This window comes from Caballeronia sp. LZ019, assembly GCF_031450825.1.
GTDB lineage: Bacteria > Pseudomonadota > Gammaproteobacteria > Burkholderiales > Burkholderiaceae > Caballeronia.
Map to the genome: position 1 here is coordinate 1,183,731 of NZ_JARTVZ010000005.1, position 22,847 is coordinate 1,206,577.

The 22,847-nt window shown below is 65.5% G+C and carries 21 protein-coding genes; 15 read left to right on the forward strand and 6 right to left on the reverse strand.

Annotation, left to right across the window (positions count from 1 at the left end; translation table 11 throughout):
* Nucleotides 1–12: 12 nt before the first annotated feature.
* Together P9255_RS18965 and mnmC are read right to left on the reverse strand one after the other, a co-directional pair.
* Nucleotides 13–1,215, reverse strand: a complete 1,203-nt coding sequence (locus P9255_RS18965) for a cation:proton antiporter (protein ID WP_309763715.1) — start codon at nucleotides 1,213–1,215, stop codon at nucleotides 13–15.
* 772 nt (nucleotides 1,216–1,987) lie between these two features.
* Complete coding sequence (gene mnmC, locus P9255_RS18970; protein ID WP_309790269.1) at nucleotides 1,988–3,781, reverse strand: bifunctional tRNA (5-methylaminomethyl-2-thiouridine)(34)-methyltransferase MnmD/FAD-dependent 5-carboxymethylaminomethyl-2-thiouridine(34) oxidoreductase MnmC; 1,794 nt, start codon at nucleotides 3,779–3,781, stop codon at nucleotides 1,988–1,990.
* Nucleotides 3,782–4,245: 464 nt separating this feature from the next.
* Between mnmC and P9255_RS18975 the strand changes: the two genes are divergently transcribed.
* Nucleotides 4,246–4,524 carry an HU family DNA-binding protein gene (locus P9255_RS18975; protein WP_035962086.1) on the forward strand — a complete coding sequence of 93 codons (279 nt, stop codon included), beginning with the start codon at nucleotides 4,246–4,248 and terminating at the stop codon, nucleotides 4,522–4,524.
* Nucleotides 4,525–4,664: 140 nt separating this feature from the next.
* Here the strand turns inward: P9255_RS18975 and P9255_RS18980 are convergent, their stop codons facing one another.
* Both P9255_RS18980 and P9255_RS18985 read right to left on the reverse strand, forming a co-directional pair.
* Nucleotides 4,665–5,855 (reverse strand): GTP-binding protein, encoded by a 1,191-nt coding sequence (locus P9255_RS18980; RefSeq protein ID WP_309790270.1) that lies wholly within the window; start codon nucleotides 5,853–5,855, stop codon nucleotides 4,665–4,667.
* 112 nt (nucleotides 5,856–5,967) lie between these two features.
* On the reverse strand, nucleotides 5,968–6,414 hold the full coding sequence (locus P9255_RS18985; RefSeq protein WP_309790271.1) for a lytic transglycosylase domain-containing protein: 447 nt from the start codon (nucleotides 6,412–6,414) through the stop codon (nucleotides 5,968–5,970).
* 595 nt (nucleotides 6,415–7,009) lie between these two features.
* On the opposite strand from P9255_RS18985, the gene gspD reads away from it, so the two are divergent.
* From gspD to gspN, 12 genes are all read left to right on the forward strand, one after another.
* Nucleotides 7,010–9,451: a type II secretion system secretin GspD gene (gspD, locus tag P9255_RS18990; RefSeq protein WP_309790272.1), complete on the forward strand. Its 2,442-nt coding sequence runs from the start codon at nucleotides 7,010–7,012 to the stop codon at nucleotides 9,449–9,451.
* On the forward strand, nucleotides 9,448–10,968 hold the full coding sequence (gspE, locus tag P9255_RS18995; protein WP_404980372.1) for a type II secretion system ATPase GspE: 1,521 nt from the start codon (nucleotides 9,448–9,450) through the stop codon (nucleotides 10,966–10,968). Before gspD ends, gspE begins: the two co-directional genes overlap by 4 nt.
* Before the next feature lie 16 nt (nucleotides 10,969–10,984).
* Nucleotides 10,985–12,202: a type II secretion system inner membrane protein GspF gene (gene gspF, locus P9255_RS19000; protein ID WP_309763710.1), complete on the forward strand. Its 1,218-nt coding sequence runs from the start codon at nucleotides 10,985–10,987 to the stop codon at nucleotides 12,200–12,202.
* Nucleotides 12,202–12,615 (forward strand): type II secretion system protein N, encoded by a 414-nt coding sequence (locus tag P9255_RS19005; RefSeq protein WP_309763709.1) that lies wholly within the window; start codon nucleotides 12,202–12,204, stop codon nucleotides 12,613–12,615. Before gspF ends, P9255_RS19005 begins: the two co-directional genes overlap by 1 nt.
* Nucleotides 12,616–12,750: 135 nt before the next feature.
* Complete coding sequence (gene gspG, locus P9255_RS19010; RefSeq protein WP_309763708.1) at nucleotides 12,751–13,215, forward strand: type II secretion system major pseudopilin GspG; 465 nt, start codon at nucleotides 12,751–12,753, stop codon at nucleotides 13,213–13,215.
* Nucleotides 13,216–13,239: 24 nt separating this feature from the next.
* Complete coding sequence (locus tag P9255_RS19015) at nucleotides 13,240–13,713, forward strand: GspH/FimT family pseudopilin (protein WP_309790273.1); 474 nt, start codon at nucleotides 13,240–13,242, stop codon at nucleotides 13,711–13,713.
* Entirely contained in the window at nucleotides 13,713–14,099 is a 387-nt protein-coding gene (gene gspI / locus P9255_RS19020) for a type II secretion system minor pseudopilin GspI (RefSeq protein ID WP_309790274.1), read from the forward strand. Before P9255_RS19015 ends, gspI begins: the two co-directional genes overlap by 1 nt.
* Nucleotides 14,077–14,760: a prepilin-type N-terminal cleavage/methylation domain-containing protein gene (locus tag P9255_RS19025; protein ID WP_309763706.1), complete on the forward strand. Its 684-nt coding sequence runs from the start codon at nucleotides 14,077–14,079 to the stop codon at nucleotides 14,758–14,760. The genes gspI and P9255_RS19025 overlap by 23 nt, the downstream gene beginning before the upstream one ends.
* A 2-nt stretch (nucleotides 14,761–14,762) precedes the next feature.
* Entirely contained in the window at nucleotides 14,763–15,869 is a 1,107-nt protein-coding gene (gene gspK, locus P9255_RS19030; RefSeq protein WP_309790275.1) for a type II secretion system minor pseudopilin GspK, read from the forward strand.
* Between the two features lie 31 nt (nucleotides 15,870–15,900).
* On the forward strand, nucleotides 15,901–17,223 hold the full coding sequence (gspL, locus tag P9255_RS19035; protein WP_309790276.1) for a type II secretion system protein GspL: 1,323 nt from the start codon (nucleotides 15,901–15,903) through the stop codon (nucleotides 17,221–17,223).
* Nucleotides 17,220–17,723 carry a type II secretion system protein M gene (locus P9255_RS19040; RefSeq protein WP_309790277.1) on the forward strand — a complete coding sequence of 168 codons (504 nt, stop codon included), beginning with the start codon at nucleotides 17,220–17,222 and terminating at the stop codon, nucleotides 17,721–17,723. Before gspL ends, P9255_RS19040 begins: the two co-directional genes overlap by 4 nt.
* Nucleotides 17,720–18,502, forward strand: a complete 783-nt coding sequence (gspN, locus tag P9255_RS19045) for a type II secretion system protein N (protein ID WP_309790278.1) — start codon at nucleotides 17,720–17,722, stop codon at nucleotides 18,500–18,502. Before P9255_RS19040 ends, gspN begins: the two co-directional genes overlap by 4 nt.
* Here gspN and P9255_RS19050 read toward each other — a convergent pair.
* Nucleotides 18,499–20,043: an efflux transporter outer membrane subunit gene (locus P9255_RS19050; RefSeq protein ID WP_309790279.1), complete on the reverse strand. Its 1,545-nt coding sequence runs from the start codon at nucleotides 20,041–20,043 to the stop codon at nucleotides 18,499–18,501. The two genes, gspN and P9255_RS19050, sit on opposite strands and share 4 nt — an antisense overlap.
* 177 nt (nucleotides 20,044–20,220) lie before the next feature.
* Nucleotides 20,221–20,499 (reverse strand): hypothetical protein, encoded by a 279-nt coding sequence (locus P9255_RS19055; RefSeq protein ID WP_309790280.1) that lies wholly within the window; start codon nucleotides 20,497–20,499, stop codon nucleotides 20,221–20,223.
* 184 nt (nucleotides 20,500–20,683) lie between these two features.
* On the opposite strand from P9255_RS19055, the gene P9255_RS19060 reads away from it, so the two are divergent.
* On the forward strand, nucleotides 20,684–21,166 hold the full coding sequence (locus P9255_RS19060) for a MarR family transcriptional regulator (RefSeq protein WP_309763698.1): 483 nt from the start codon (nucleotides 20,684–20,686) through the stop codon (nucleotides 21,164–21,166).
* A 91-nt stretch (nucleotides 21,167–21,257) separates the two neighbouring features.
* Nucleotides 21,258–22,829: a DHA2 family efflux MFS transporter permease subunit gene (locus P9255_RS19065; RefSeq protein WP_309763697.1), complete on the forward strand. Its 1,572-nt coding sequence runs from the start codon at nucleotides 21,258–21,260 to the stop codon at nucleotides 22,827–22,829.
* The last annotated feature ends 18 nt before the right edge of the window (nucleotides 22,830–22,847 follow it).

Below are 22,847 nucleotides of genomic sequence, written 5' to 3' on the forward strand. Positions count from 1 at the left end.
GGCGGCGCGCGCTTACTCGCGGCGCTCGCCGACCGCGGACAAACTACGGTAAACCACGAAGGGCGTCGCGATCTGAAGCACGACGATCGAACACATGACGATCGCGCGCAAGGTCGGGTCGTAGTCGGGATACAGCACGTACATGTCGTCGACGAGCAGGTACGCGAGCGCAGACATCGGCGTGAGCGCCACGCCGAGCGCCGCGCCCTGCTTCCAGTTCAGTCCGCTCGGTTTTGCGAAGATCATCACGCCCACGAGCTTGCCGATCACCCGCGCGACGATCAGCCCGAGCGCCGCCACCCCGCCGAGCGCAATATCGCGCCAGTGGAACGAAGTCAGCGTCAGGGCGAACAGAATGACGGTGAGAAGCCACCCCGCCGAGCCAAAATGCGACGGCCACAGTTGCGGCCGCTCATCGGCATTCTTCACGATGATGCCCGCCGCGAGCAGCGCGAGGATCGTCGAGAGCTTGAAGATGTGCGCGACGGCGATCGCCAGCAGCACGAGGCCGAAGAGCGCGACGAACGAATGCTCGTCGTTCGCGTTCAGACGGCGGTAGAGCAGGTTGCACGCGCGCGCGAGCAGAAACGCGAGCACGAGCGAGCCGAGCAGCAGATACAGCGGCTGAAGAATCGTCGCGAACGTGTTGCCGTAAATCTCCTGATGCAGCACGCCCGCCGCGAGCTTTTCGACGATGACCGCGTACATGCTGTTAAGCGCGGTCAACGTCATCAGCCGCTGGGTGACCTGGCCTTCCGCGCGCAGTTCGGTCTTGAGCTGGATGACCATCGCGGGTGAAGTCGCCATCGCGATCGCGGCGATCACGATCGAGGGCATCGTCGGCACCTTGACGAGCATCAGTGCAATCAGCACGAGAATGAAGGTCAGCGTCGATTCCGCGATGCTCGACAAAATCAGATAAGGATTGCGGCGGATCCAGCGCAGGTCGAGCCGGCCGCCGAGTTCGAAGAGCAGCAGTCCGAGCGCGACATCGAGCAGCGGGCGCGACAGGCCGCCCGCGCTGGCGTCGATCACGCCGAGACCCGCATTGCCCGCGATGAGGCCGATCACCGCGTAGCCCGTGATGCGCGGCAGCCGCCATGCGCGCCACAGCAATTCTCCGGCGAGGCCCGCCGTGACCAGCGCGAGACCGGCCCACAGAATGGCGTCGGGTTCGAGCGGCCACGCGGGAAGAAATGAAAATGCCGAATTCATCTTATGGGCTTCTCCTTCGTTGCTGCAGCAGAGGACACGCCGGTCGCATGGGCCGCGCGTTACAGCGAGACTCGCGGGACACGCCGATACGCGCTACCCGACAACGACTGAGCGTAGGTTCATTCAGGCCAAACGAACTTGACCGAACACGGCGTCACGGTTCAGCCGTGTACGACCTTGTGACGCGTCCGGCTCGAGCTGCCTGGCTTGCTCGCATCCTGGCTCTCGGAAAGCACTGGGATGCGCCGCGCGCGAGCGCTGGCCGGACCTGGAAAACGAACTTGCGGCTTGATGATCGGATTGTCGTTCCGCAAGCGTCGTTCCATTGAAGCGGTCGCCGGCTGACCGGCGCGACGCAGGAAGAAGCGCGATTGTGCCACACGCCAGTGCCTGCGGCCGAACTGCAACCCCATGATTCCTGCGAAGTAAAAGCGACTGCTTGCGGCTTGTTGCGGAAATAGCGACCGGTCGGGCATCGGGTTTTCCGCTGTCGATGACCCCGCCTTCAGGTGTTTACAGGTTTACTGTATATAAACGTAGTAGTAGTTAACAAGGCGCCGCCGCTTCTGTGGACAACCCGTGTTTACCGTTGCGGGTCAAAGAGATGCGCGTCGAAGAACCGCGCGGTAAACATGTTCTTGCCGCGCCGTTAACGCAGAACAACTTTAAGCCGTTCCAGGGGCGTCTGCCGCTTGTCCCGTTTACGTGCACAACGCGTTCACAGCTCTTCTTGCCGCAATTCCCTGGCTTATCCACAGAGTCACGAGGATAACTACGCCGCGGTGATCTCTCCGTGACGTAACGCTCGCAACAGGAATCGCGCCGGGTCGATGGCTTCGGCCAGCTCGCGTTCGATGGGCCACGGCTCGCCTCCGATCTGCGATGCGATGAGTTCCGCCGCGAGCGCCGCCCATACGAGGCCGCGCGAACCGAACGCGAACGCGCCGTACAGACCTTCGACGCGCGTGAGGTCGAGCGGCCACGCGCCCGACAGCCTCTGCGCGTCGCGGCGAGCGGCGGTTTCGTCGGCGAGCTGGCCGATCATCGGCATGCGGTCGCTCGTCACGCAGCGAAACGCCACGCGTCCCTGCGACGCGGATACGTCGCGAAGCGCCGGCAGCATGCGGCCGACGCGCTCGATATTTTCCCGATGTCCCGCATCGCGCATGTGGGGGTCCGTATCGTCGATGTCGTACGTCGCGCCGATCAGCGTGCGGCCGTTGCCCAGCGGTACCGCGTATCCGTCGCCGATGACCGGCACGCGCAGTGCATCGAGCGGGCTTGCGCCGAGGATCGAAAGCTGGCCGCGCACGCCCCGTGTCGGTTCGCCGTGAAGGCCGGCGAGGCGCGCCGCATCGCGGGCGTTCGCCAGCACCACGACGGGGGCTTTCGCGATGAGTGCGCCGCCGGCATCGAACGCCTGCCAGCCGCGGCCGTCCTGCTCGATCCGCGCCACTTCCGTGTTCATGCGCGCGGTGAGCGCGTCGCCGGCGGCGGCCAGTTGCGCCGCGCAGACGGCCGCTGGCGAGATGGAGCCGCCGTGCGGGAAGAACCATCCGCCGCGCGCGACATCGACGCCCGCCGCCCGCGATGCTGCGTCGCGCGTCATCGCGGTGACGTACTCGCGCGGGTAGCCGAATCGTTCGATGGCGGCGGCGAGCGCGTCCGCATCCTCGGGCGTGTCGGCGATTTGCAGGAGGCCCGCGACGCTGCGCTGCAAGTCGTGGCCCGCCGCTTCGAGCGCGGGCCATCGACGCAGCGCGTGGAGAAAACCGGCGCGCGTCAGTCGAGCGGCGATGCTGTCGTCGCGCCAGACGATCGGATGAAAGACGCCAGCCGGATTGCCCGATGCGTCGAGCGCGGGCGACGCGTGGCGGTCGATCAGCGTGACGCGCCATCCGCGAGACGCGAGCGCCGATGTCATCGCGCATCCCGCGAGTCCCGCGCCGATGACGATCGCCTCGCGCACCGGCGCGTGGCAGGCGACGGGCGGTTCGTGACGGCGCACGCGCCAGCGCGGCGCGAAGCGGCCTGTCATGCCGTCGGACGTCGCGTCGCAGTCGAAGCCGGAAGCTGCAAGGGCCTTCAGCAAAGCTGCTTTCGCAGGCTCGGCGGCCGACGCCGATAGCGTCGCGTCATCGGCGGCGAAGCGTGCGAGCGTCTTGCAGAGCTTGCGCGGATCGTCGTGTTGCGATGCGTCGAAGTGCATCGCATCGGCGCGCAGCCACAGCTTCGGCAGCATGTCGTTTTCGTTTCCGATTGCGAGCGTCAGGACGACGCGCCCGGCATCGAATTCCAGGCGATGCAGGCCAGGCGTGCGTATCGGCAACGCGTCGCCGAGTTCGGCCGCGAGCGCGTCGTCATCTTCTGAAACCGTGGGCGGCACAGTCGCAACGAGATGCAGACGCTCGCTGCGCGCGCCGGATTCGCGCCATCGACGCCATACCGCGAGCAAGGCCTTGAGACTCCCGTTGCCCGCATCCGCAGCGAGAAACGTGAAGATGCGCTTGTCCTTCCAGCGCGCGGGAAGATCGTGAAATGCGAGAAGCGGCGAGCAGTCGGTCATGCGTCGAGCGTGAAGTCGGAGGGAACGTGACACTGTATCGCTCCCAGCCCCGAACGGTGCCCGAACGCCGCAAACCCAATACGGACAAGCGTTTTCGCCCGGAACGTTGGCAAAAACCAACGCGCGTTCCAGTTTCGATCGCCCCCTCGAAAACCCTGCCCGGACGGGCGGACATTGCGCGTCAAAAACCTGCCGGCAACCCCTCGTTACATAAGGGTAAATCTTTGAAACCCTTATCCTGATTGGGTTTGCGCTGCGCTATCATACGAAGCGCCTCGTTCGTAGGCGGCGCGAGAGCTTTGACGCAAGGCAATGCAGACGAAGCGACGCGAAACCGCGCCGGTTCGCCCGACAGCCGCGACAGGCCCGCCAGAAGGGCGCCCCTACTCGACTGCAGAGCTTGCGCACGTATAATCGGCGCGTTCGCGCTGTTCGTGTCAACCTAAACTGATAAAGGAACCTTAATGAACAAACAGGAATTGATCGACGCCGTAGCCGCTCAGACCGGCGCCAGCAAAGCTCAAACCGGCGAAACGCTCGACACGTTGCTCGAAGTGATCAAGAAGGCTGTCTCGAAAGGTGACGCGGTACAGTTGATCGGTTTCGGTAGCTTCGGCTCGGGAAAGCGCGCAGCGCGCACCGGCCGTAACCCGAAGACCGGCGAATCCATCAAGATTCCGGCGGCAAAGACGGTCAAGTTCACGGCCGGCAAGGCATTCAAGGACGCAGTCAACAAGAAGTAAGCTGTCTGCCGTGTGTGGCGCTCTCCGCTACCGCGCAGCGCCTCGCAGCGCCTGTTGGTCAGGTTCTTCCGCATGTGCGGAGATAAGCTGGAGACCATGAGAATCTGAAAACCCGCCATCGGCGGGTTTTTTTTTCGGCTTTACTGCCGATGATCGTCGCAACCACAGCCGGGGCCGTGGTCATGATGATCTTGGTCATCGTGCTCATGGTCGTGATCGTGTTCTTCCACGTCCCACGCCGGGAACGGGTCGCTGAACTGCCGCCAGCCGTCAGCGCCGAGCGCCCATTCTTCGTCGGTCAGCAGGCATGCGTCGAACTTGCGCTGCCACGCGTCGGCATCGAGATCGAGACCGATCAGCACCAGCTCCTGCCGTCTGTCGCCGATGCTGTTGTCGTCCGGATCGCCGAACCATTCCGCGACGATTTCCGCTTCGAGTTCGGGGTCATCCGTCGGCCATTCGCTGCGATCCTGAGCCGCCCACCACACGCCTGCCGGACCGTGACGCAGCGTCCCGCCCGCCTGCGACAACGACCCGCCGACGACACTGCGCGTCGCGAGCCAGAAGAAGCCCTTCGCACGCAACACATCCGGCCATTCCTGGTGCAGCAGATTCCAGAGCCGATCGGGATGAAAAGGCCGCCGTGCGCGATACACGTAATGCCCGGCGCTCCCCTCATCTGCGGTATCGCCGTTGAGAATCGACAGCCAGCCCGGCGCGCTCGCCGTAGCATCGAATTCGAAGCGGCCGGTGTCGATCAACTCGTCGACGGGCGCGTTGCCGGACTGCGCGCGCACTTGCACGGCGCGCGGATTGAGCGCGTGCAGCACGCGCGCCACTTTCACGAGTTCTGCTTCACCGACGAGATCGATCTTGTTCAGCACGATCACATCGCAGAATTCGATCTGCTCGACGAGCGTTTCGACGACCGTCCCGCCTTCGTCGTGCGCTTCGTCGCCGATATCGATGCCCCGCTCCGCCAGCGAATCCGCCGATGCATAGTCCCGCATGAAGCTCGATGCATCGACGACGGTCACGAAGGTATCGAGACGCGCGCGGCCGGCGAGCGCGGCTTCGTCGTCGTCGGCGAAAGCGGGATGTTCGGCGATGTCCATCGGGTTATCGACCGCCGTCGATTCGATCACGATGGCGTCGAAGCGCTGCTGTGCGGCGAGATCGACGAGCGCCTGTTCCAGGTCGTGCAGCGCATGACCGGCGATCGTGCCGATTCGCAAGTCCTGCCGATTGGCGAGCAGCGCGTCGAGAAGCGTGGACTTGCCCGCGCCGATGAAGCCCGAAAGCACGGTGACTGGCAGTGGTGTCTGATTCATTGCGGGCGATCGGTGGAAGCGCGCCGGGGCGTCGCGAGGGCTTAAAGCGACGATTCTGCATCAAAATGCAGCGGAAGCGGCGCTTGCGGCCGCTGCCCCTTCGACGTTCGGATTACTTGGCGGCTTGCAGCAGCTTCCAGCGCCGCAAAATCTCGATGATCTGCGCCGAGTATTTGTCGCGCAGCGCGGGTGTTTCGGAATGGTAAGCACCGACCGCCTGCCACGAGTTGCCGTACTTGTTCATCTTCTGGCGCAAGTGCCACGCGGCGACGTAGACGCTCTTGCACGGTTCCATCAGCGTGCCGCTCGAAATCCCGTATTGGGACAGCGTGTTGAGGTGGATGGAATTGATCTGCATCAGCCCGTAGTCCGTCGAGCCGTTGGCGTTCTTGTTGATGGCGTCGGGTTTGTTGTGCGATTCCTGCCAGGCAATGGCGCGCAGTATGAGCGGATTCACCTTCTGGTACTTGGCCGCTTCGTCGAAGCAGTCGGCATGCGCCGCGCCGGCCGCCAACATCGCGCCGAGCGCCATCACAGGTAATCGCAGGAATCTCTTCATCGTCTATCTACTCCATCCGCCGACGCGGGACGTCATACCGCCGACGCGACGCGTGCGCGCCGACGCCGGAAACCCAATGTTCGAGCCAGGCCGGCGTCGGGAAAACCCGCGTATGAAGCACGCGCCGGCCAAGCGGAACCGCCCGTATGATACCGGCTGACGTTTTAGGCCATAAGTTGGCTAGCCGACATAGGCCGGGCGCGGCGCGCGGGCAGCCGCGGCCGCGGCCTGGGACGGCCCGCAATGCGCAGCTAAACGTATGAATAATAAAGTATTGTATACGCGTTACAATTCGGCTCCCGCGCAAAATCGACCGGGTCGACGGAAGCCGCCTGACGGTGTATCGGCAAGTTTCTGTAGGGCTTTAGCGGCAGCGGGAATCACTCGGCACGCAGCCGGCTGCAGCCAGTACGTCAGCGAATTGGAATAAATTCGTTACGCAAAGCTGCTATCGTCACATTTTTATAAATAATCGTGGTGGAGCGGACACGCTCGCACCACGGTCGGCAGCGCCGTCGAATGAATGAACGGCGTTGCCTTAGCCGGTTAATTTTTGTAGGCCGGCTCAGACATCACATCCATGAGAAGACAACCTATGGCACTGCGTCGCATGGCGACGGCACTGCTGGCGGCGGGACTTATCGTCGCGCAAGCCGCGCACGCGCAAGTGACGTTGAATTTCGTCAACGCCGATATCGATCAGGTCGCGAAGGCGATCGGGGCGGCTACCGGCAAAACCATCATCGTCGATCCCCGTGTGAAGGGGCAGCTCAACCTCGTCTCCGAAAATCCGGTCCCGGAGGAACAGGCGCTGAAGACGTTGCAGTCGTCGCTGCGCATGCAGGGCTTCTCGCTCGTGCAGGATCACGGCGTCCTGAAGGTCGTGCCCGAAGCCGACGCCAAGCTGCAGGGCGTGCCGACCTACGTCGGCAATGCGCCGGGCGCGCGCGGCGATCAGGTCATCACGCAGGTCTTCACGCTGCGCAACGAATCGGCGAACAATCTGCTGCCGGTGCTGCGCCCGCTGATCTCGCCGAACAACACGATCGCCGCCTATCCCGCGAACAACACGCTCGTCGTCACCGATTACGCCGACAACGTGCGGCGTATCGCCGGCATCATCGCGGGTATCGATACCGCAGCGGGCCGCGAAGTCGATGTCGTCGCGCTCAAGAACGCGAACGCCATCGATGTCGCCGAGCAGATGAACAAGCTGCTCGATCCCGGCACCATCGGCAGCACCGACGCGACGCTCAAAGTTACCGTCACGCCCGACGCGCGCACGAACTCGCTCATGTTCCGCGCGTCCAGCAGCGCGCGTCTCGCGGCGGCGAAGGCGCTGGCGAAAAAGCTGGATGCACCCACGTCCGAACCCGGCAACATGCACGTCGTGGCGCTGCGCAACGCCGACGCGACGCGTCTTGCCAAGACGCTGCGGGCGATGCTCGGCAAGGGCGGCGGCTCGGACAACAGTTCGAGCAGTTCGAACTCGAATACATCGAACTCGTTCGGGCAGAGCGGCCTCGGCAACTCGTCCACATCGACGGGCACCGCCGGGATGCCGCCGCTGCCTGGCGGCATGAGCAGCAGCAGCAGTTCGGGCATGGGCAACAATCCGATGTCCGGCTCGGGCGGCAACCGCGACAGCAGCTTCTCGTCCAACAAGGACAGCGACAGCGGCAACGACACGGGCAGCGGCGGCGGCATGATCCAGGCGGATTCCGCGACGAATTCGCTCATCATCACCGCGGCCGATCCGGTCTATCGCAACCTGCGCTCGGTCATCGACCAACTGGACGCGCGCCGCGCGCAGGTCTACATCGAAGCGCTGATCGTCGAGCTTTCCGCGACGACGGGCGCGAATCTCGGCATTCAGTGGCAGGGCTTGCTGCTCTCGAACGGCGGCAACAACGCGCTCTACGGCAGCACGAGTTTCGGCTCCGGCAACACGAACATCTTCGATCTGACCGTGCAGGGCAATGCGATCGCGCAGAATCCCTCCGCCATCACGTCGACGACCGGCCTGCTCGCCAACGGCCTCAACATCGGCCTGCTGCACCGCTTCGGCAATCTGTTCGGTCTGGGCGGGCTGCTGCAGGCGCTGTTGACATCGGCGGACGCCAACATCCTTTCCACGCCGAATCTGATCACGCTCGACAACGAGGAAGCGAAGATCGTCGTCGGCCAGAACGTGCCGGTGGTGACGGGCTCGTACGCCACGCCGACCGCCAACGCGGCGACGTCGGTGACGGCGTTCAACACGTTCGACCGCCGCGACGTCGGCGTGACGCTGCACGTGAAGCCGCAGATCACGGACGGCGGCGTGCTCAAGATGCAGATCTATCAGGAAGACTCGAGCGTCGATGCCACGACCAAGACCGATCCGGGCGGCGTGACCATCAATACGCGCTCGGTGCAATCGACCATCCTTGCGGATGACGGGGAAATCGTCGTGCTGGGCGGCTTGATGCAGGACCAGTACAACAACAACAACAGCAAGATTCCGCTGCTCGGCGACATTCCGTTCATCGGCAGCCTGTTCCGCAGCGAAAGCAAGACGCGCACGAAAACGAACCTGATGGTGTTCCTGCGTCCGGTGATCGTGCGCGACCAGGCCACGGCCACGCAGATCGCGAACACGCGTTACGACTATCTGCGCCAGCAGCAATACGGATCGACAACGGATAACCGCGTCATCAAGGATCAGAATGTGCCGATGATGCCGCCGAAGCCGCTCGGCCCGAGTGAAGGCGGTGGGGCGCCGGCCCAGAATCTGCTTGACTGGAACAACCTGACGCGCGGCGTGCCGAGTTCGACGCTGCCGCAGGACCCGAACGCCGGCCCGGCGCCGCAGCCGTATCAGCAGGCGCCGCAGGGCACGTATCCGGCCCCCGCGAACGGCGCGACGAACGCAATGCCCGGCAACGCGGCGACCAACGCCATGCCGGGCAACGCGGCGACGAACAACTACGCGGTGCCGAACAACGCGCCGAGCGCGCGGCCGCTCGACAGCAGTCCGACAGGAGCCCGACCGTGAGCACGTTGAACGCGGTAGCCGAGAGCACGAACTCAATCGCCGATACGGCCGAGCACGGGGCCGCCACGGCCGCGTCGCCGCTGGCCGCGCGGCTCGTGCCTTACGGCTTCGCGCGCAGCGGGCAGATTTTGCTCGCGCATCAGCATGCGGACAGCATCGAAGTGTGGATCAGCGAGCGCACGAGCGATGCCGCGCTGGCGGAAGTCGCGCGCAATTTCGGCGCGCTCTCGATCGTCCGCAAATCCGCCGACGAACTCGCCGCCGCGATCAACGCCGCGTACGCCCGCAACGACGGCAGCGCCGCGCAAGTGGTCGGCGAAGTCGAAGGCGAAGTCGATCTGTCGCGTCTCATGCAGGACATTCCCGAAGTGGAAGACCTGCTGGAATCGGAGGACGACGCGCCGATCATCCGCATGATCAACGCGCTCCTGACGCAAGCGGCGCGCGAACAGGCGTCGGATATCCACATCGAGCCGTTCGAGAACGCGTCGGTGGTGCGGTTCCGCGTCGACGGCACGCTGCGCGACGTCGTGCGTCCGAAGAAGGCGCTGCACGGCGCGCTGATTTCGCGCATCAAGATCATGGCGCAGCTCGATATCGCCGAGAAACGCCTGCCGCAGGATGGCCGCATCACGTTGCGCGTCGGCGGCCGTCCGGTCGATGTCCGCGTGTCCACGCTGCCGACCGGTCACGGCGAACGTGCCGTGCTGCGTCTGCTCGAAAAGGACGCGCAGCGCCTGAATCTCGAAACGCTCGGCATGGCGCGCGACACGCTCGTGAACTTCGACAAGCTGATCGGCAAGCCGCACGGCATCGTGCTCGTGACCGGGCCGACCGGCTCCGGCAAGACCACCACGCTCTATGCGTCGATGTCGCGGCTCGAAACGACGACCACCAACATCATGACGGTGGAAGACCCGATCGAATACGACTTGTCGGGCATCGGCCAGACGCAGGTGAACGAGCGCATCGGCATGACGTTCGCGCGGGCGCTGCGCTCGATTCTTCGCCAGGATCCCGACATCATCATGATCGGTGAAATCCGCGACCTCGAAACCGCGCAGATCGCGGTGCAGGCGTCGCTGACCGGTCACCTGGTGCTCGCGACGCTGCACACGAACGATGCGGCATCCGCCGTCACGCGTCTCACCGACATGGGCGTCGAGCCGTACCTGCTCGCGTCGTCGCTGCTGGGCGTGCTCGCGCAGCGGCTCGTGCGCCAGTTGTGTCCGGTGTGCAAGGAAGAGCGCGATGAAGAAAACGGCGTGAAGCACTGGCATCCGGTCGGCTGCGACCGATGCGGCCAGTCGGGCTATGTGGGCCGTCGCGGCGTCTACGAACTGCTGCTGATCGACGACGCGATCCGTCCGCTGATCCATCGCAACGCCGCCGATGCCGAGATTCTCGCGGCCGGCCGCGCGCAAGGCATGCGCACGCTGCGCGAGGACGGCAACCGCTGGCTCGCGGCGGGCGTGACATCGCTCGAAGAAGTGCTGCGCGTGACCGGCGGCGACTAAGGGCGGAGCGTAACGTATGCCAGCATTCCGTTTCGAAGCGATCGACCACGCGGGCAAGACGCAGACCGGCGTGCTCGATGCCGACAGCGCCCGCGCCGCGCGCAGCCAGTTGCGCACGCAAGGGCTGACGCCGCTCGTCGTCGAGGCGGCGGGCACGCGCACGCGCGGCGAGCGGCAGCAGCGGCTGTCGCTCGGGCGTCGTCTGTCGCAGCGCGAACAGGCCATTCTGACCCGCCAGCTGGCGAGCCTGTTGATCGCCGGCCTGCCGCTCGGCGAAACGCTCGCGGTGCTGACCGAGCAGTCCGAACGCGATTACATCCGCGAGCTGATGGCCGCGATTCGCGCCGAAGTGCTCGGCGGCCATTCGTTCGCGAATGCGCTCGCGCAGCATCCGAAGGACTTTCCGGAGATTTATCGCGCACTGGTGGCGGCGGGCGAGCACACCGGCAAGCTCGGGCTCGTGCTGTCGCGTCTCGCCGATTACATCGAGCAGCGCAACGCGCTGAAGCAGAAGATCATCCTGGCCTTCACGTATCCGGGCATCGTGACGATCATCGCGTTCGGCATCGTCACGTTCCTGTTGAGCTATGTCGTGCCGCAAGTGGTGAACGTGTTCGCGAGCACCAAGCAGGCGCTGCCCTTTCTCACCGTGATGATGATGGCGCTGTCCGCATTCGTGCGCAGCTACTGGTGGGCGGTGCTGATCGCAGTGGTGGTGATCGCCTGGCTCGTGCGGCGCATTCTGTCGCGGCCCGGGCCCCGCCTCGCGTTCGACCGCTGGGTGCTGACCGCGCCGCTCATCGGCAAGCTGGTGCGCGGCTATAACACGGTGCGCTTCGCCAGTACGCTCGCCATCCTGACCGCTGCCGGCGTGCCGATTCTGCGGGCGTTGCAGGCCGCGGGCGAAACGCTGAGCAACACGGCGATGCGCAATAACGTCGACGACGCCATCGTGCGGGTGCGCGAAGGCTCGTCCCTGTCGCGCGCGCTCGGCAACACGAAGACGTTTCCGCCCGTGCTCGTGCATCTGATCCGCTCCGGCGAAGCCACCGGCGATGTCACCACGATGCTCGATCGCGCTTCCGAAGGCGAAGCGCGCGAGCTCGAACGCCGCACGATGTTCCTGACGAGCCTGCTCGAACCGTTGCTGATCCTGGCGATGGGCGGCGTGGTGCTGGTCATCGTGCTCGCGGTGATGCTGCCGATCATCGAACTGAACAATCTGGTGCAGTAATGAACGCCCTGCAAACCCGCCTGCTGACGCTTGCCGCCCTCGCGCTCTTTTGCGTGACGGTGACGTACTGGGTCGTCACGCTGACCTCGCGCCAGACCGCGCCGCTGCCCGCTGCCGCCGCGACCCGCACGCCATCGGTCGAACAGGCCGCGACGATTTTCGGCGGACAACTCGAGCGTCAGGCGAATTCGGATGTGCATCTGTTCGGCATCCTCGCGCTGCGGGGCGGCGCGGCGGCCATCGTGAGCTACGGCGGCGAACCGCCGCGCGCGGTGTCGCTCGGCAGCGCGCTCACGCAGGGCGTGAAACTGTCGGAAGTGCGGCCGCGCTCGATCATCATCGAACGCAACGGCGGGAAGTCCGAAATCTTCCTGCCGCCGATGCCGCCCGGACCGACCATCTACGTGCGGTGAGCCGCGCGCCATTGACCGCGGTCACGGCGCGGCAGGAGCCGGTCGATAGAATGCCCGGCGGCTTCCATCCGTGTAAGCCGCTTGTTCTTTAATCAAAGCGGGCGCAAGCCCAGAATCAACCACGAGGTAGCAGTCATGCAAATGTGGACGCAACGCCGCATGAAAATCACCCAGGCGCAGGCGCGCCGTCAACGAGGCTTCACGCTCATCGAAATCATGGTCGTGATCGCGATTCTCGGCATTCTCGCCGCGCTCATCGTGCCGAAGATCATGAGCCGTCCGGACGAAGCGCGCCGCGTCGCCGCGAAGCAGGACATCGGCACCGTCATGCAGGCGATGAAGCTCTACCGGCTCGACAACGGCCGCTATCCGACGCAAGAGCAGGGCTTGCGCGCGCTGATCGAGAAGCCGTCCACCGAGCCGGTGCCGAACAACTGGAAAGACGGCGGCTATCTGGAGCGCCTGCCGGCCGATCCGTGGGGCGGTCAGTATCAATACCTGAATCCGGGCGTGCACGGCGAAATCGACGTGTTCAGCTACGGCGCGGACAACAAGGCCGGCGGCGAAGGCAACGATGCCGACGTCGGCTCGTGGCAATAGACATCGCGTCGTTGAGGGGTCAGCGTGAACGGGCATCGGAAAGCGCGTCGTCAGGCAGGCTTCACGCTGCTGGAAATGCTCGTCGTGCTGGTCATCGCCGGCTTGCTCGTGTCGCTCGCGTCGCTGCAGCTCACGCGCAATCCGCGCACCGATCTGAACGAAGAGGCGCAGCGGCTCGCGCTGCTTTTCGAATCCGCGGGCGATGAAGCGCAAGTGCGCGCCCGCCCGATCGCCTGGCAGCCGGTCGACGGCGGTTTCCGCTTCGACATTCGCACCGAGGACGGCTGGCGTCCGCTGCGCGACGACCTGCTTCGCGCGCGGCGCTGGGAAGGCGGCGTGACGGGCGTAACCATTCAGTTTCTCGATTCGGACAAGTCCGTGAGCCGTCTGATCTTCGGCACCGAAGCCATCGATACGCCGATGGAAATCACGCTCGTCTCGGCAGCGGGCCGCGCGACGATCATCGGCAGCGGCAACGGCCGCTTTCAGGTGCGGTGATGCCGGCGCGCCGCAGAACATCCGGCTTCACGATGATCGAAGTGCTCGTCGCGCTGGCGATCATCGCGGTGGCGCTCGCGGCCTCGCTGCGCGCGGTCGGCTCACTCGCGACGGGCGAAGCGGACCTGCATCGGCGGCTGCTGGCGGGCTGGAGCGCGGACAACGAACTCGCGCAGCTTCGGCTTTCGCGCGCGTTTCCGGATATCGGCTCGCGCACGTTCGACTGCTCGCAAGGCAATCTGAAGCTCGTCTGCACGCAGCGCGTCACCGCGACGCCCAACCCGATTTTCCGGCGCGTCGAGATGTTCGTTTCGACGCCCGGCCGCTCGGGCAACCTCGCGCAAATGGTCACGGTGGTGGCGAATGAAACGAATCGCTCGCTCTGAGGCCCGGCGCACGGGCCAGCGGCAGCGCGGTTTCACGCTGCTCGAAATGCTGATCGCGATTGCGATTCTCGCGGTCATCGCGGTGCTGTCGTGGCGCGGACTCGATTCGATCATCCGCTCGCGCGCGACCATCGCCAGTTCGATGGAAGACGAGCGCGTGGTCGCGCAATTATTCGACCAGATGCGTATCGACGCTCGCCAGGCCGCAACCGACGACGAAGCCGGACAACCCGCCGTGTCGCTCGGCAACGGCTCGCTGCAAATCGTGCGCGGCGTGTTCGCGCCGAACACCGCGCCGCGCTTGCAGGTGGTGCGGTATCGGCTGTCGAACGGGCGCATCGTGCGGTATGCGTCGCCGCCGCTCGAAAACGTCGGCGAAGTGCGGCGCGCGCTGTCATCGGGCGACGCCGCCGATGGCTGGAGCGCGATACCGTTGATGGGCGGCGTCGGATCGCTGGCGGCGCGCGTCTACATTCCGCAGAAGGGCTGGACGACGCGGATGGCCGACGTGCTCTCGCAGATCAACGACAACGACAACAACCTGAAGGTGCCGCAGCTCGGCAACGCGCCGCTCGCGCGCGCGGTGTCCGGCATTCAGGTGGCGGTCGGCGCGCCGAATCTGCGCGTGCCGATCACGCGCGTGTTCCTGGTCGGAGAGTGACGATGCGCAAGCCGGGCCAAAGCGCAAGGGAACGGGGCGTCGCCATCATCAGCGCGCTGCTGGTCGTCGCGCTGTCCGCCATTCTCGTGTCGGGCATGTTGTGGCGGCAGCAGGTGCAGGTGCGGCGCATCGAAAATCAGCGGCTGCTCGCGCAGGCGCAGTGGATTTCGCGCAGCGCGCTCGACTGGACACGGCTCATTCTGCGATCCGAAGCCGATACCTCTCCGACGGTCACGTATCTCGGCGGCGTGTGGGGCGTGCCGATCGCAAAGACGAAGCTCTCCGATTTTCTCGGGCAGATCGGCGAAGTGCGCGCGCAGGAAGGGGCGCAGACTTATCTGTCCGGCTCGATCGAAGATGCGCAGGCGAAGTTCAACCTGCGCAATCTGGTCGCGACGCCGACGCCCGGCGTGCTGACCATCAACGTGCAGCAGATTCAGTCTTTCCAGCGGCTGTTGACGCTGCTCGGCATCAACGGATCGCTGGCGAAGACGGTGGCCTTGCAGATGCGCGCAGGACTCGTTCGGTCCGCGACGCGCTTCCAGACGCAGACCGGCAACGGCGCGAGCCTCGCGACATCGCCGGAGCAGACGATGGCCGCGATCGCGCAAGGCGGCGGCGCGGGCGGCGGCAACTTCACCGACGATCCCGGCCTGAAGGACGCCGACAGCAACGCGCCGGTCGCGCCGCTGCAGATGATCAGCGTCGACTCGCTGCTCGACGTGCCCGGCTTCTCGGCCGAAGCGGTGGCGAAGCTGCGCAAGTTCGTCACCGTGCTGCCGACGACGACGCCTGTCAACATGAACACCGCGCCCGCCGAAGTAGTCGCTGCAGTGGTGGAAGGAATGAGTCTGTCGCAGGCGCAGGCGTTCGTCGCGCGCCGCGAGACGGTGTTCTTCCACGATGCCGGCAACGTGCAGCTCGCGCTGACCGGCGCAGGCGTGAAATCGACGTCGATCGATCCGAGCGAGTTCGACGTCACCACGCGCTATTTCGTGATTCACGGTCGCGTCGACCACGAGCGCGCGCAGCTCGAGCGCACGACACTCGTCTACCGCGATCCGACGACGCACACCACGCGCATCGTCTATACGCGCGACGCGCTCTGATGACGATGTTTCTGACAAGAGGAAGTGGCCTTTGAGCACACTGATCGTTCTATTGCCGCCGCGCGATCCCGCGGTGCGCTCGCAGGAGTGGAACCTGCCGGACTTGCCGTTCCTGCTGCTCGACAAGCGCGGCGAGACGCAGCGCGCCGGCCGCGCCGCAGTCGGCCTGTTGCCGCGCGCCGGCATGACGGTGCTGATCGTCGCTGCGCGCGATACGCTGCTGCTCGCCGCAGCCGTGCCGCCGCTCAAGGGACCGCGTCTGCGCCAGGCGCTGCCGAACGTCGTGGAAGACCAGCTGATTCAGGACCCGCAGACCTGTCATATCGCGGTCGATCCCGTCGCGCTCGCGGACGGGCGTCGCGTGGTCGCGGTGATCGATCGCGGCTGGTTCCGCTTCGTGTGCGATGCGTTCGCGAGCGCGGGGCATCGCAATCTCAAAGCCGTGCCGGCGATGCGCTGCTTGCCGGTGCCGGCCGTCGAAGCGATCGAAGGCGAAGCGTTCACGCAAACGCCGTTCATCGCGGGATTGCTCGGCAACGTCGTATCGACCGCGCCGGCGCTGATCGGCGAAATCGAAGCGACCGCGCCGGTTCCGGCCACGCCCCGCGTCGAGATCGCCATCGCTCGTGGCGAAGGCGCGGCGCTCGGCGAAGGTCTCGCGCTTCCCGCCGACTCCATCGCGCCGACGCTCGCCGCGCTCGCCGGCGATCACGCCGTCACGCTGTATTCGCTCGCCGACCTGCCGGGCGACGAGCCGCGCCTCGCGTCGTCGCGCGGCGCCACGGCGCTCGCCGATGCCGAGCCGCTCGCGTTCGAAGCCTTCGCGCGGCAGGCGCTGGCGAGCCGCTTCGACCTGTGCCAGTTCGAATTCGCCGCGCAACCGTGGCGGCTCGATCGCGCGACCATGCGGCGTCTGCGCGTGCCGATCGCGCTCGTGGCGGCGTCGGTCATCGTGTCGATCATCGGAATCAACGTGCAGTGGCTTCAGCTTGCCCGCCAGCGTGACGCGATCAGCGCGCAGATGACCGAGCTGCTGCTCAACGCGTTTCCGAAAACGACCGTCGTGCTGGACGCGCCCGATCAGATGTCGCGCAACCTCGACCGCCTGCGCGTCGCGTCGGGCGAACTGTCGCCTTCGGATTTCCTTTCCCTGGCCGACGGCCTCGCGCGTTCGCTCGGCCCGGTGCCGGTAAACGGCATCGCGGGGCTGGATTATCGCGACCGGCGTCTGGAAGTCACTTTCAAGCCGGAAACGAAGGTCGATCCCGACCTGACGAAGCGCCTCGCATCGAACGGGCTGAACGGCGCGATCGACACCGATACCGGCAAATGGACGATCAGGAGCGGCCAATGAAAGCAGAACTCGGACGGACGCTTTCCGAATTCTGGGAAGCGCGCACGCCGCGCGAAAAGACGCTGCTGCTGTGGGGCGGTCTCGTGCTCGGCGTCGCGCTGATCTATCTCGTCTTGTGGGCGCCGGCTTTCGAAGGCCGCGCGCGCCTGCGCGAAACGCTGCCGGCCATGCAGCGCCAGCTGGCGACGATGACCGCGCAAGCCACCGAAGCGCGCGCGCTCGCGGGTAACGCGGAAAGCGTGACGCCGACAGGCGGCGCGCTGCGCGATGCGCTCGCCAAATCGCTCACGGACAGCGGCATGCAGCCGACGCAGGTTCAGGTGATCGGCGCGGCGGTGCAGATTCAGTTGAAGAACGCATCGTTTCCGAACTGGACGATGTGGCTCGACGACGCACGCAAACAGTTCAAGGTGCAGGTGTCGGAGGCGCATGTGACGGCGCTGAAACCGGACGGCCAGGTGGACCTGACCGCATCGCTGCAACCGGCCGGGGTCAAATGAGCTATTGGACTCGCAGAATCCGGCTCGCGCTGCCGGCGCTTGTCGTGATGGTGTTGTCGATTGCCGGAACGCTGCTCGTGATGATGCCCGCCGCGTGGATCACGCCGCAGTTCGCGCGCGCGACCGGCGGCCATGTGAATCTCGTCGATCCGGCCGGTTCGCTGTGGCGCGGCTCCGCGACGCTGATGCTCGCGGCGGGCGGCGACGGCGCGGGCGCGACGCTGCTGCCGGGGCGCATCGAATGGACGACGGCCTTCTGGCCGCTGTTCACGGGCCGCATCCACATGACCATGCGGCAGACCGAAGCGATGCCCGACGCCGTCACCGTCGACGCGACGACGCGCGGGGCATCGCTTTCGCCCGGCGCGATGGCCGTGCCCGCGACGCTGCTCGCCGGTCTCGGCGCGCCGTTCAACACGCTGAATTTCGACGGAACCGTGCAGCTTTCGTGGACCGAATTCCGCGTGCTCGGGAACAACGCCTACGGACAGTTCGTGGTCACGCTCGACGACATGGCCTCGCGCGTATCGCGTGTGAGGCCGCTCGGGTCGTATCGCGTGGCGTTGCAGGCGCAGGGTGCGCAGGCGGCAATCAATTTAACGACGACGAAGGGACCGCTATTGCTGACGGGCAACGGCATGCTCGCGCAGGGCGCGACGTCGTTCGAAGGCACCGCGAAAGCCGAGCCGGAGCAGCGCGAGAACCTCGCCGGCCTGTTGAACCTGCTCGGGCGCCACACCGATCCCGACACCGTCGCGCTGACCTTCGCGCGGTATTAGCCGCCCGGCGCGCGCTTCTCTGCCGATGCCGCGACGGGCGCTTCGACGCCGCCCGTTTCGCGGTCCATCTGCCCGGCGTCCCATCCGCCGCCGAGCGCCTTCACGAGCCCGACCGACGACACCATCCGCTGACCCGCGATACTCGCGAGCTTCTGCTGAGCGGTGAACGCGGTCGTCTGCGCGGTCAGCACGTTGATGAACGCGACGGTCCCCGCCTTGTACTGGTTGTTGATGATTGCGAGCGCCTGCTGCGCGGACTCGACCGCCTGCTGTTGCACCACGATTTCCTTCTCCAGAATCCGCAGCGACGCGAGATTGTCTTCGACGTCCTGGAACGCGGTCAGCACCGTCTGCCGATACGTCGCCACGTTCTGGTCGTAAGCGGCGCGGGCCGCGTCGGTGCGAGCGGCGCGCAAGCCGCCGTCGAAGATCGTCGCGGCGATATCCGGCCCCAGCGTCCAGAAGCGCGACGGCGCGCGCAGCAACTGCGACAGCACCGAACTCTCGAAGCCGCCCTGCGCCGACAGCGTCAGCGACGGAAAGTAAGCCGCGATTTCGATGCCGATCTGCTCGTTCGCCGCCGCGGCCTTGCGCTCGGCGGACGCGATATCCGGCCGCCGCTCCAGAATCGCCGACGGCATTTCGGCTGGCACGGTCGGCGGCGTGGCGTCGAGCGGCATCGCGGGAAGCGAGAACGTCGACGCCGGCTCGCCGACCAGCACGGCGATGGCGTGTTCGTACTGCGCGCGGGCGACGCCGTTATCGATCGCGGCGGCCTGTGCGGACTGCAGTTGCGTCTGCGCCTGAATCACGTCCGAGCGCGCGACGATGCCCTGCGCATACTGGTTTTGCGTGAGCCTGAGCGATTGCTGATAAGCGCCGACGGTTTCGTCGAGGAGCTTTTGCTGCGCGTCGAGCGAGCGCAACTGGAAGTAGGTCTGCGCGAGCGTTGCCTGTGCCGAGAGGCGCGCATTCGCGAGATCGGCGGCGGCGCCCTGCTGCCCGGCCTTCTGCGCATTCACCGTTCGCCCGATGCTGCCCCAGAGGTCCGGCTCCCACGTTGCGTCCAGCGCGAGACTGAACTGATTGTTGACCGAACCCTGCTGGCCGAAGCTCGAACTGCTCGTCGAGCGGTTGCCCGCGCCCGTCCCCGAGCGCGACCCCGACGCCGACGCGCCGATCGTCGGGAAATACGAAGCCCTTGCCTCGCCGACGAGCGCCCGCGCCTGCCGATAAGCCGCCGCATATTGCGCGATGCTCTGGTTCGACTGATTCAGGCGCGTTTCGAGGTCGTCGAGTTGCGTGTCGTTGTAAATGGTCCACCATTCGCCGCGGTCGAACTGATCGGACGGCTGCGCGACTTTCCAGCCTTGAGGCGCTTCCTTGTAGCTGGCCGGCATCGGCGTGGACGGACGCTGATAGTCGGGACCGACGGCGCATCCGGCGACGGCCACAGCGAACGCAATGGCGCTGAGATGCCGCACGGCGCGGGCTGCGCGGCGGGAAGAGAACGAGGCGGAAGCGGCGAGGCGATACGGCATCTGCTTGTGGGGAATCCTGTCGGCGTTGGCTCGTCAGTGCGGCGAACCCGGTCGGCCGAGATAGTAACGGAACGCCCGCGAGATCGAGCACGGCGGGCGTCGGGCAGACGTTAGCGTAACGGCTTCGCCGCGAGCCTGGTGTTACGTCGATGGAGGAATGAGTTACGGCGCGTTACTTCAGCGGCCGGTCGCGCCGCAGCTTCCCGCGCACGGCGCCGACGACGATGGGAGCATCCGGGCCTGGGACGCTGCGGCCGCGCGCTTCCTCTTGTGCCGATTCTCGAACCATCCCATCGCCAGCACCGCGAACGAACCGCCCGGCAGCAGAAAAACGATCAGATACAACGCGACTTTCCACGCATTCAGTTTCGACGGGACGAACTGACGGGAAGCGCGAGCGATCGTGCTGCTGACTTGGCCGAAGCGTCGGCGGGCGATGTGGGCGAAGCGGGTCATCGGAAGGTCCTGGGCGTCGTCGGTATGACGCGGCTGGCATCAAAACATGGATTCGAGTGGCGCAATAAGCGCGTGACGCGATGCATCAAATAATATTGACTAAGCAACTACTTTTCAAGATACTGCTGTCTGCTTTTTTGAGACCTGTTGTATCGCGGCACGCCCGCGCCGAGGTCATTACGGAATGGACAGCGAACCGCTTTACGATCCCGCCACGATTCAGCTGGAGACCAGCCTGGGCTATCACCTTGCGAAGGCGCGCAACGTGCTGATGGCGCGCACCGATCAGGCGCTGAAGCCGCTCGGGCTGACATCGCAGCAGATCGGCGTGATCTTGTGTCTGGCGTCGGGACGCGCGCGCACGCCGCTCGAACTGTCGCGGGAAATGTCCTATGACAGCGGTTCGATGACCCGCATGCTCGACCGGCTCGAAAAGAAGGGCTTTGTGCGACGCACGCGCAGCGACACCGACCGGCGCATCGTTGAACTGAAGCTGAGCGAGCGCGGACAGGATGCGGCGGCGCGACTGCCGGCCATCGGGGCAGCGGTGCTCAATGAGCAGTTGCGCGGTTTCAGCCGCACGGAGCTCGATTCCCTGATTGCGATGCTGGCGCGCGTCATCGACAACTCGCCGACGGACGCTTGCCCCGGCTGCAGCCTCGACTAACGCAGACAGCCAGGTTTTATGCTGCACGTTTCACTGTCTGAGCAGAGAATGACGCGGCACCTACTTACGAAACGCCGGAGCACTAAAAAGAATGTCTACGACCGCACCGACCGATCCCGCCGGCCACGCCGAACCGCCGGCCCCGACGCCGCTTGCAGGCGGCATTCTCGCGTTGCTGACGATGGGCCTCGCGCTCGGCACGTTCATGGAAGTGCTCGATACGTCTATCGCGAACGTCGCGGTGCCGACGATTTCCGGCAGCCTCGGCGTCGCGACGAGCGAGGGCACGTGGGTGATCTCGTCGTATTCGGTGGCGTCGGCGATCGCCGTGCCGCTGACCGGCTGGCTCGCGCGGCGCGTCGGCGAGGTCAAGCTGTTCACGATTTCCGTGCTGCTGTTCTCGATCGCATCGGCGCTCTGCGGCTTCGCGCATAACTTCGAGTCGCTGATCGGATTCCGGCTGCTGCAAGGTCTCGTCTCCGGACCGATGGTCCCGCTGTCGCAAACCATCCTCATGCGCAGCTATCCGCCGGAGAAGCGCGGACTCGCGCTCGGCCTCTGGGCGATGACCGTCATCGTCGCGCCGATCTTCGGCCCGGTGATGGGCGGCTACATCACCGATAACTACACATGGCCGTGGATCTTCTATATCAACGTGCCGATCGGCATCTTCTCGGCGGCCATCGCGTACTTCCTGCTGCGCGGTCATGAGACGAAGACGACGAAACAGCGCATCGACGGCGTCGGGCTGACGCTGCTCGTGATCGGCGTCGCGAGCCTTCAAATGATGCTCGACCTCGGCAAGGATCGCGATTGGTTCAGCTCCAGGTTCATCGTCGCACTGGCGATCGTCGCGGCCGTGTCGCTCGCGTTCATGTTCGTATGGGAGATCACGGAGAAGGAGCCGGTCATCGACCTGTCGCTGTTCCGCGATCGGAATTTCGCGATGGGCGTGCTCATCACCTCGCTCGGCTTTCTCGCGTTCTTCGGCTCCGTGGTCGTGCTGCCGCTGTGGCTTCAGACCGTGCTCGGTTACACGCCGTGGCTCGCGGGTCTCGCGACCGCGCCGGTCGGCATCCTCGCGCTCGTGCTTTCACCGATGATCGGCCAGAACATGCATCGGATGAATCTGCGCGTGGTGGCGAGCTTCGCGTTCATCGTGTTCGCGCTCGTGTCGTACTGGAACTCCACCTTCACGCTGGATACGCCGTTCCACGACATCATCTATCCCCGGCTCGTGCAGGGCATCGGCGTCGCGTGCTTCTTCGTGCCGATGACCACCATCACGCTGTCGAGCGTCTCCGACGACCGGCTCGCGGGCGCGGCGGGGCTGTCCAACTTCCTGCGGACCTTGTCGGGCGCGATCGGCACGGCCGTCAGCACGACGTTCTGGGAAAACGGCATGATCCGGCATCACGCGGTGTTGACGGAATCGGTCACCGCGTACTCGCCGACGACGACGGAATACACCAGCGCGCTCTCCGGCCTCGGCTTGTCGGGACAGGCGCTGGCGGCGCAGCTGGATCGGGTCGTGACGGCTCAGGCGTACATGATGTCGACGAACGACTTCTTCCGCATTTCCTTCTATGCGTTCATCGTGCTCGCCGCGATGGTCTGGCTGACCAAGCCGAAGAAAGGCGCGTCAGCGTCGATGGGACACTGACGCTGCACGCGTTCACTG